Origin of the sequence: Mucilaginibacter sp. (assembly GCF_041663085.1) — a bacterium.
GTDB lineage: Bacteria > Bacteroidota > Bacteroidia > Sphingobacteriales > Sphingobacteriaceae > Mucilaginibacter.
Genome location: NZ_JBAZRC010000168.1, coordinates 1 through 10352, shown reverse-complemented (window position 1 = coordinate 10352; position 10352 = coordinate 1). Strand labels below are relative to the sequence as shown.

Here is a 10352-nt window from a genome sequence, read left to right as displayed (position 1 = left end):
CAAGGTTTTTAATACATCGAATAATTGATCGCGTTTTGCGCGTTTCAGGTCTTCCTCGTTATCAAAATACACATCCCAGTTATCCATCGATATCAACTCCATCGACATGGAAGCCAATTCGGCAACTTCGCTTGGGCAATGTTTAAAATCGTTCAGTTCCAGGTCGGCAGTTAAAAAGGTATGTACCGCGTGGCCGCCCTCGTGTACCATGGTAGTTAAATCGCGGAAGGTGTTGGCCGAGTTCATGAAGATGAACGGCGCACCCGTTTCAGATAGCGGGTAATTATAACCGCCCGGTGCCTTGCCTTTACGGCTTTCCACATCAAACAGGTTGTTATCTTTCATGATCTCTAAACGCTCGCCCAGGTAACGGTTGATATTGCTAAAGCACTGAATAGATTTCTCCACCAGTTCGGCGCCGCTGTTAAACGGTTTAAGGGCAGGCTTGCCGGAAATATCCACATCCATATCCCATGGCTTAAGGGCATCAACACCTAAAGCGGCTTTGCGTTTTTCGGCCTGCTCGCGCAGGATAGGGACGATCTCGGTTTCGATAGCCGCGTGGAAAGCGTAGCAATCCTGCGGGGTGTAATCAAAACGGCCAAGCGCCTGGAACATATAATCGCGGAAGTTCTCAAAACCTGCATTCAGGGCCACTTTATGGCGCAGGGCACGCAGGTGATCGAACAGGGTATCCAGTACCGTTTTTTCCTGCAGGCGGCGGGCGGTAATCTTTTCCCAAACTTCCTGGCGCTTGCTGCGGTCGGTATCTTTCAGGAAAACGGAAGCTTGCTCCAGTGTATATTCTTTTTCGCCGATATGTACGCTCATGGCGCCGGTAATCGACTGGTATTTTTGCTGCTCTACCTGGATCTCCGTTTGCAGCGGGATATTGTCCTCACGGAAAAGCTCAAGCGATTTTTTAACCGCGCGCAGCATAATGTAGAATTTCTCTTCGTTCAGTTGGTCCACATATTCGTTCTCAACCAGTTTTTTGTTCAGGTCGTTATTATATGGAGCTGTTTTTGGCTCTATCTCGGTAGCAAAGTATTGGAATTTTTCCAACAGTTCCTCGCTGGTGGTATCGCAGGTCATGCGGATGTAGCGCCATGCAAAATCTTCTTCAAGGGCGGCTTGCAGTTCGCTGCCATCCTTTAGCCATTGCTCCAGTTCTTCAACGGAATTGATGGGACGGGCTAATAGTTCTTTGTAAATAGGTTCCAGCGTTTCCCATTTAATTTCAAGGTCGGCCGGGATATATGTTCTTGTTTTTTTATGGATCATGGGTTTATAAAAATGTAGACATACAAATATGCAGAATAGAGTCTGAAGTCTAAAGCCCTAAGTCGGGAGTTGGAAGTTAAATTTACGTACTTCAGACTTTTGACTTCAGACTAACGACTTACCTCGGCTTATATATCATCCTTGCTACTTCTTTTATCCCTTCTTCATAACTGGTTGGCTTAAAGTTAAAGGCTTTCTCAAATTTATCTGAGTTGAAAATATAATCATGATCGGTTTGGTAATACATTTCTACCGTACCGGCAATCAGTTTGTTAAACAAGCCCAGTATCCACAGCATAAATTTACGTACACGCATAAACTTTGGCTTAACGCCATAAATGCGTGCGGCAAGCTCCAAAAACTGGTGACCTGTCATTACCGGAGCAGTAGGCAGGTGCCAGATCTGGTTAGCACTTTCGGGGTTTTGCCCCAGCAGGTACATGGCGCGGCCACAATCAGGTATGTAGATGAAGTTATGTAGCTTGTTTGGGTCGCCCATCCATTGTGCACTTTGTTTTTGGGCATATTTATCAAGCACCATCATATCAAAAAACGAATTTTTACTGCTAGTGCCATAAAAATCGGGAGCGCGGGCTATGGTGGCATTCAGGGTGCCTGCCTTTACCTCGTCCATAATGGTGTTGGCTATGGCGGCACGCACTTTGCCTTTTTCGCTCGATGGGTGGTATGGGGTGTCCTCTTTCATAGGGCCATCTACAAGGCCATACATGTAAACGTTATCAAAGAAGATGAGCCTGGCGTTATTTTCTTTGGTTACGTTGATCACATTGCGGATGATAACCGGCCATTGTTCCTGCCAGATCTTTACATCATAAATCAGCCCCGCGCAAAGGTATACTACGGTTGAGCCTTTAACGGCTTCCTGTACTTCGTTATAATTCAATAAATCGGCTTTGCGCCAGGTAATGTTGTTACCCTCCATATCTACCGGGCGGCGACTAACCAGCCTTACCGGTGTGTTATTGTTTACTAATTCGGTTGTTAAGGCGTTTGCTACCGGCCCGCCGGCCCCTAATATAGTGTGCATAATGTTTTCGTTTTAATTGTATGATACAAATGTACGGCCACATTGAAAATCAAAACGTTAACATAAGATAAGAATTTGGTGGTTAGTGAGTGGAGAATGGTGAGTGGTTTACTTGGCGTTAGTTTACTCACCCGGTCATTGCTTCGCCCGACCACCCTCTCTTCGCTGCGCGGAAAGAGGGTTAAACTACTTTTTTTCTTCACCCTCTTTGCGAAGCAGAGAGGGTCGACCAGCGTAGCGTAGTCGGGGTGAGTCGACCGCGTTAGGGATTGGCGCGGATACCGGCCTGTGGCTAAGGCCTGTGCAGTATGAGCATAAAGCCCGGGCCGCAGGCAACGGCAAAGTTATAATTCAAAAAATAATTATAAACCACGCCGACTTGCATGTAGCCGATAGATACTTCGCTATCGCTCAGCATGACAAATAAATTAAAGGCTTAAATTAATATTCGCTTCCTGATCCTTGATAACGACACCGGCGTTATACCTAAAAAGTTGGCTATATAATGCTGCGGCATGCGCTGCAGAACATCGCGGCCGGTTTCTAAAAGTTTTAAGTAGCGTTCCTCGGGTGTTTGGGTGATGAGGGAGGTTACGCGGTCTTCATAGCAAATGAGGTAATGTTCGGCTACGAGCCTGCCAAAGCGTTCCATTTTATAGGCCAGCATGGGGTTGGCCAGCATTTTATCCAAATTGGGTTTGCTGATGAGGATGATCTGCGTCGGCTCAAGCGCCTGAATGTAATTGCCACTGGGCTCACCGGTTAAAAAACTTTTGTACGAGCTTACAAACTCCCGCTCAAAACTGAAGTAACCCGTAACATCGTTACCCTCAATAATGTGATAGTACCTTACCGAACCGGTGAGTACAAAGCCAAAATGCCGGCAAATGGTACCTGCTTCGGCAAAATGCTGTTTCTTTTTATAGGTGGCCAGGCTAAGGTGCTGGGTAAATACTATCCATTCGGCTTCATTAAAGCTTACGTATTTTTCAAGGCTCTCCCTGAAAACGTTTAGCTGTGCCGATGTTAGCGCATCCATACCCTATCCATTAAAAAAAACGCCGCAAACACCACACTGGCAATGCCGTTTGTGGTCATGAAGGCGATGTTTACGCGGCTCAGGTCGTTTGGTTTTACCAGCAGGTGCTGATAGATAAGCATAGCGCAAAAGAACGCGATGCCGATATAATAAAGTACACCCACGTTGGTATAAAGCACCGGCATAAAAATAAATATAGCCGAGAATACATGCAACACGGTAGATAACCTTAAAGCGTTTACCTTACCCAGCCAGGCGGGGATGGAGTGCAGCTTTTCGTTCCGGTCAAAATCTTCATCCTGCAGGGCGTAAATAATATCGAACCCGCTCACCCAGCATAAAACTGAAAGCGAGAAAAATACAGGCGTTAAAGCAAATGCCCCGGTAACCACCAAATAAGCGCCGATAGGGGCAAGCGATAAGCCTAAACCCAAAACCATGTGGCAAAGCGCGGTAAACCGTTTGGTAGCACTGTAACCCAATACCACCAGTAGTGCTATTGGCGACAGGTAAAAGCAAAGCGGGTTAATAAACCAGGTGGTTAATATAAATAAGGCACAGTTGGTAAGTGTAAACGTCAAAGCCGCCGCCGGGCTTATCCTCCCTGCCGGGATATCACGCTGTTTGGTACGTGGGTTTTTGGCGTCGATGTTCCTGTCCAGATAGCGGTTAAACGCCATGGCTGAGTTGCGGGCAAATACCATACAAAGCAGCATCATCACCAGCTTTTGCCACTCAAATTTGTGGTCGGTAGTGGTAACGGCCAAAAAGAAGCCTATAAAGGCAAACGGCATGGCAAATATGGTGTGCGTAAAAGTTACTAATGATAAATACTTTTTCATTGTTTTCGGTTCCCCTCTTGAGTGGGGAGCAAATTTATTTATTTACTATAATATTCTTCGTCATAATCGGGTGCTTCAAAGCTTTGGTTAATGTTGCTTATAAATCCCAGGATCTCGTCGCGGCCGGTATGTAACTCTGATGATGTTACAAAGTGCTGTGGTGCTTCTTCAAAAAAGGCCAGCATGGCTTTGCGGAACTTGGCGATATTCTGGTCTGTTTTTACAGCCGATTGTTTATCAGCCTTAGTAAATACTAAAACGAAAGACAGGCCTTTTTCGCCCAGCCAGCTACAAAATTCAAGATCTATTTTTTGAGGCTCCAGGCGGCTGTCAATCAAAACCATTACGCATTGCAGGCTTTCGCGCTTGTCCAGATAGGTTTGAATGAATTTGTTCCAGTCGGCTTTTTTGCTTTTTGATGCACGCGCATAGCCGTAACCGGGCAAATCCACAATGTACCAGGTTTCGTTTACATAAAAATGATTGATAAGCTGGGTTTTACCCGGTGTTTGCGATGTTTTGGCAAGCCCCTTTTTTTGCACCAGCATATTGATCAGCGACGATTTCCCCACGTTACTACGGCCGATGAAAGCGTACTCGGGCTTGGTAGGTGGCGGCAACTTTGATATCTGGGTGTTGCTGCAAATAAAGTCGGCAGATTTTATAATCATGCTGCAAAGGTAGTGTTTTGTGGCTTAACCAACTAAATACCTAATTACGGCCGAGTTGGAACTCTTATGATGGGCTGGTTGTTTGATGGTTTGTCATCATTTCTTTACGGTCGACTTATTAAATTTAAACTGCAGGGTAAGCATAAAGTACCGCTTAATTATTTGCGATTGCACATCGGTTACCGAGTTTTCATTAATAAAGCGATACGAGCTGATGTTTTGATTTAGGATATCGTAACAGGATAGTTTTATCTCGCCGCGGTCTTTCTTTAAAAACTGATGGGCAAGGCTTAGACTAAGTAAATTACTGCTTTTTTGGAATCCGGGTGCAACCAGCGGATTATACCTGTACGTGTAATTTCCTTCCACATTAAATTTAACAGGCAAAAATATATTAAAGTGGGCATTGGCATTATGGGTAATAAACTTTTGGCTGTTATAATTAACCCCGCTATAGCTGGTATAAACTTGGGTTATGGTGTATTGCGGATCAATCTGGATGATCTCTTTATAGCTGAAAGAGATGCGTTCGGATATGCTGGCGCGATACGAATCCTGGTACCCATCCATCCTGTTCAGCACAAAAAAACCATGGCTTTTGGATAAATTTAAATTGGTTGACGAGCTGAACTGGAAATCAGTTTTCTTTTTAAACTGCTTACTAATATAACCTCCAATATTTAAGTTATAACGGCCATTGCGGTTTATGGGCATGCTTGTTTCTGATAATTGTTCATCAATTGTGCGCTGCCTGAAAACACTGTTTTGCTCAAAAGATGCGCTAGCCCTAAGGTTATAACTTAAGCCATGCTGAAAGTTGTAAACAGCGTAGTTAATATCAAAATTATTGCGGGTTGTGGGTTTTAAATTGGGGTTACCCGTAACCGAATAGGAAGGGCTGTATATTACCGAATACGGTATCAGGTCGCCTATATTAGGGATGTCAACATTACGGCTGTACCCTGTAGAAAAACCTTTAATGTTAATATTAAGGCTTGGTAGCAGGAAAAAATAATGCTGGTTGATGTTGGCTACGTCACGGTTAAAAATATTGTTCACCTGCTGAAACTGGTTGCCTAAACGTGCCACAATGTTAATATTCTTAGGCAAATTAAGCGTGATGCCGGGCGTTATGGTTTGGGTCCACTTATCGCGGGTAAGGTCGTTGCTTTTAACAAGCAAAAAGCTATCATACTCGCCGGTAACGGGGTTGTAATCATAGGTAGATACTTTGTTCAGATCATCATTAAAAGAGGTGCTTGCAGTAATTTCTGTGATTAGCTTTTTGCTTACCGGGTACCGGTAGCCTGCCGAAAGGTTTACAGATGTGTTACGGTTATCATTATCCGCCTTTTGCCTGAACGCGTAGGATGGGAAACCGGCTACGTAAGAAGTGTAATCGGTATTGTCGAAGTTGTAACCCCTGCCCGGACTGATGCTTAAGCTATGGTCAATATTGAATGAAGCACCTTTCTTTTTTAGCTGGTGGTTATAACTGAGCGATTGCTCGAACCGGAACGAATTGGAATATGAATTACTATTGTTAACCGAGTTACTTATGGGGGTTATAAAGTTACTGTAGCTATTGCTGCTGTTTGTGTTGCCGTCGTTATTGGTGTAAAAAGTTAATAAAGGCAGGTACCTAAGTTGTGTTTTGTCATCCGGCTTCCACATTACTGTACTGCTTAAACTATGCGAATACATGGTGCCATTACGATTACTTGCCGAAGCGGTTACCGCCGTGGTATCGTTTAAAAACTGCTGCCTGTTGGTAAGTGAATTATATTCTGACAGCGTGTTTTTGTACAGGTAGGCAAAGTTTATTTTTAGTTTTTTGCCGTAATCTGTATTGATGTTTATACCGCCATTTGTAGCTGTTTGTTTACCATTGCCTGTACCGCCAAACGCTATCCCGCCGCGTGATATGGCCTCGCCGCCGCGGTTTAAACCGCCAGAAGAGTATAAATCGTTAAAATCAAAACCTGTGCTGTTTAAATCGTTTGATGATGCCAGTACGCTTATTTGCAGTGTATCCCTAAACATATTGAACAGGCCGCCGGTTTGGTAATGCCCCTGTGTACCCAGGCCGCCGTATACTTTGCCGAAAATGCTCTTCTTTAAAGCCTTTTTAAATTTCAGGTTGATGATCTTGTTGAGCTTTGATTCGGGTATAAGGTGGTCGGGGTCATTCTCGCGGTCGTCATAAACCTGTACTTTGGCTATCATATCGGCGTCAAGGTTGCGCGAAGCTATGCGCATGTCTGACGCGAAAAACTCTTTACCATCAACCAGTATTTTGGTAACATCTTTACCCATTACAGTGATACTGCCATCATTGGCCACCTCAACCCCGGGCAGTTTTTTTAACAGATCCTGTACCACGGCGTTAGGCCTCACTTTAAAAGCTTCGGCATTAAACTCGATGGTGTCTTTACGGATCACGATGGGGATACGTTCGCCGGTTATGGTTACTTGCTGCAACTGTTTTGGGTTAAGGTGAACGATGCCAAGGTCGAGCATTTCTGTTTTGGCATTAAGCATTGTTATTTTACGGTAAGGCTGATAGCCCGCAAATGATATAAATACCTTTATGGGAATATCTTTTGGGATATTATGCAGGTTAAATATGCCATTCTTATCGCTGATAGTGTAGGCTATCAGGGTAGAGAGGGTGTCGCGGTTATCTAATATGGCTACGGTGGCAAACTCAACCGGGCTGCTGGTTAATGAATCGGTTACTGTGCCTTTTATAACGGCCTTTTTTTGCGCATGAAGGTTTAATGAGGCGAATAATAAAATGGGTAACAATAAGTATTTGTACATGCAGATGATAAGGGGCGGTAAACTTGTTCTAAAAATGTATAAAATGTTTTTAATTAGATGTATCTGTTAACATTTATTAAGTTTTTGTATCGCAAACATTACATTTGAATAACACCCGTCATCAATTATCAGGCTATATTTGTATGTTTAAACATGTAATTATATGATCAATTATAAAATACCCGCCCAAACCCGCATAGGGCATGTGCACCTAAAAGTAAGCGACCTGCAAAAATCTATGGCTTTTTACTGCGACCTGCTTGGGTTTGAATTGATAACCATGTACGGCGACCAGGCCGCGTTTATTTCGGCGGGTGGGTACCATCACCATATCGGGTTGAACACCTGGCAAAGTAAAGGCGCACCGCCTGCGCCGCAATATGCGCCGGGTTTGTTTCATACAGCTGTTTTATATCCCGAAAGGAAAGATCTTGCCGCTATTTTACAAAGGTTAATTGATAACGGATACCCGCTTACAGGAGCATCAGACCATGGCGTATCTGAAGCTTTGTACCTGGACGACCCGGATGGTAACGGGGTTGAATTGTATTGGGACAGGCCGAAAGATAAATGGCCTACCGATGATGCAGGCAACCTTACCATGTACACCCGACAGCTGGATATCCCGGGTTTGCTGGCCTTGTTAAAGTAAGTTATTCGTTCAGCATATATTTATCCATACCGGCAGCAGGCTGCCACTTGCTGTCGGGTTCAAAATAATGCCATAACAAGGCCGATACTTTTTTGATGAGTAGGTCCGCCTCATTGTCGGGCACCCAGCGCTGGTCCTTATTATTTTTGGTGATGATGGAGAAGACATAATCGCCATGCGGGGCGTTCACCAAAACCGTTTCAGATTTTGAAGCGTCAACCGCACCTTGTTTTGAGAGGGTTTGTACGTACGGCGGAATCTGCGATAGCGCGCCGTTATCCCAAAAAATCCGGTTCAGCATGCGGCTCATGCGTTCGCTTGCGGCGGGGCTTATCGCCTTGCCATCGTGTATCATGGTAAACAACCGGCACATCTCGCGCGGGGTGGTAACGCCCCAGCCGTAAATTTGCCATATAGCCCTGCGTGCCGGGATACGCGAGTTTACCCGCATCACCTTAAAGCCGTTTTGATCAAGCCAGTTGTTAATATATTCGCCGCCTACCAGCTTTTGCAGCCAGGTGCTGGCGGTATTATCGCTCATGGTGATCATCAGCAGGGCAACTTTACTTACCTGTATGGTGTCTTTATCTTTAAACGAGCCCAATATGTCTACACCGGGGTATAATAGCGAATCGCGGTAAACCAGTTTTTGGTTGTACTGAATTTCGCCTTTTTCTATCTTATCCATCAGCCCGCTTAAAATACTCACCTTGATCATGCTGGCAGTAGGGAACAGGGTATCGGCGTTGATCGCGGCTGTTTTTCCTGTTTTTAAATTATGCACGTAGATGCCAACATCGCCATTGAAATTTTTGGTGGCTGCTTTTAATTGCGCGGTAAGCTTTTGATCGGTTTGGGCAAAGGTTGTGAGGGTGGCGCAAAGCAGGAGGATGGATAGGAGGTGTTTCATATGGGTGCATTGATAAATTAAAGTTATGAACTTTTCTATTAATCTACCCGTCACTACGTTTCTCGCAATGATGCTTTATTAAAATTAAACATCCTCTTTTCCTATCTTTACAACATCTATGCAATACCTGCGCTGGCTTTTATTACCGTTTTCGTTACTGTATGGCTTGGTAGTTATCATCCGTAACTGGTTTTATGATGCAGGCCTGTTTAAAAGCAAACAATTCGGGTTACCTGTAATATGCGTAGGCAACCTGGAAGTTGGAGGCGCGGGCAAAAGCCCCATGACGGAGTACCTCATCCGTCTGTTAAAAAACGATAATAAATTAGCCACATTAAGCCGGGGGTACGGTCGCTATACAAAGGGTTTTGTTTTGGCTGATGCAGCAAGCACATCCGCTCAAATAGGCGACGAGCCATCACAGTTTAAGCATAAATTCCCTGATGTTACCGTAGCTGTGTGCGAGGATAGGGTAACCGGCATCGATCAGCTTAAAGTCAACCACGATCTTATTTTACTGGATGACGCCTTTCAGCATCGCGCGGTTAAACCGGGCTTAAGTATTTTATTGTTCGATTATACCCACCTGCAACAGCCAAAATTTGTACTGCCTGCCGGTAACCTGCGCGAGCCATTTAGCGGCCGGTGGCGTGCCGATATCATGGTAGTAACCAAATGCCCTGATGATTTGACCGAGCAGCAAATGACCAAAAGCTACGAGCAGATAGCGCCCTTAAACTGGCAGCCATTGTTTTTTAGCGCCATAACCTACCAGCCATTGCAGGATCTACAAGGTCAGCCTGTGAATTTTAAGATCGATGCAAATACCACAGTGTTTTTACTAACAGGTATCGCTAATCCTAAACCTTTGGTACAGCATATTAATCAGTTTACTGCAAACATTATTCACCATAATTATCCCGATCATCATCCCTTTAGCTTGAAAAATATAGTTAAACTTGCGGGTGAATTTTCTGCCTGTAAATCACAAAAAAAAGTTATTATCACAACAGAAAAGGATGCGCAGCGTTTAGGGGTACATGAACTGCTGCCGGCTGTTGCGCAATTGCCTGTTTGGGTGCT

At 44.5% G+C, this 10352-nt stretch carries 9 protein-coding genes; 2 read left to right on the top strand and 7 right to left on the bottom strand.

Going from position 1 to position 10352, the window contains the following annotated elements; genetic code table 11:
* The 6 genes from WC615_RS20710 to WC615_RS20685 form a co-directional block, all read right to left on the bottom strand.
* Window positions 1-1284: M3 family oligoendopeptidase (locus WC615_RS20710; RefSeq protein ID WP_372979963.1), on the bottom strand; the 1284-nt coding region annotated here is incomplete at its 3' end.
* A gap of 118 nt (window positions 1285-1402) precedes the next feature.
* The gene (locus WC615_RS20705) at window positions 1403-2332 is read right to left on the bottom strand and encodes an NAD-dependent epimerase/dehydratase family protein (protein WP_372979962.1); all 930 of its coding nucleotides are present in this window, start codon (window positions 2330-2332) and stop codon (window positions 1403-1405) included.
* A 436-nt stretch (window positions 2333-2768) separates the two neighbouring features.
* Window positions 2769-3371, bottom strand: a complete 603-nt coding sequence (locus WC615_RS20700; protein WP_372979961.1) for a Crp/Fnr family transcriptional regulator — start codon at window positions 3369-3371, stop codon at window positions 2769-2771.
* The gene (locus WC615_RS20695; RefSeq protein ID WP_372979960.1) at window positions 3359-4213 is read right to left on the bottom strand and encodes a UbiA-like polyprenyltransferase; all 855 of its coding nucleotides are present in this window, start codon (window positions 4211-4213) and stop codon (window positions 3359-3361) included. The genes WC615_RS20700 and WC615_RS20695 overlap by 13 nt, the downstream gene beginning before the upstream one ends.
* Before the next feature lie 38 nt (window positions 4214-4251).
* Window positions 4252-4884, bottom strand: coding sequence for a ribosome biogenesis GTP-binding protein YihA/YsxC (yihA, locus tag WC615_RS20690; protein WP_372979959.1), 633 nt, complete (start codon window positions 4882-4884; stop codon window positions 4252-4254).
* Window positions 4885-4980: 96 nt separating this feature from the next.
* The gene (locus tag WC615_RS20685; protein ID WP_372979958.1) at window positions 4981-7707 is read right to left on the bottom strand and encodes an outer membrane beta-barrel protein; all 2727 of its coding nucleotides are present in this window, start codon (window positions 7705-7707) and stop codon (window positions 4981-4983) included.
* 163 nt (window positions 7708-7870) lie between these two features.
* On the opposite strand from WC615_RS20685, the gene WC615_RS20680 reads away from it, so the two are divergent.
* Complete coding sequence (locus WC615_RS20680; RefSeq protein ID WP_372979957.1) at window positions 7871-8359, top strand: VOC family protein; 489 nt, start codon at window positions 7871-7873, stop codon at window positions 8357-8359.
* A 1-nt stretch (window position 8360) separates the two neighbouring features.
* Here WC615_RS20680 and WC615_RS20675 read toward each other — a convergent pair whose 3' ends face one another.
* On the bottom strand, window positions 8361-9269 hold the full coding sequence (locus tag WC615_RS20675) for a serine hydrolase (RefSeq protein ID WP_372979956.1): 909 nt from the start codon (window positions 9267-9269) through the stop codon (window positions 8361-8363).
* Window positions 9270-9387: 118 nt separating this feature from the next.
* On the opposite strand from WC615_RS20675, the gene lpxK reads away from it, so the two are divergent.
* Window positions 9388-10352, top strand: a 965-nt coding sequence (lpxK, locus tag WC615_RS20670) for a tetraacyldisaccharide 4'-kinase (RefSeq protein ID WP_372979955.1), incomplete at its 3' end; no start/stop codon positions are given.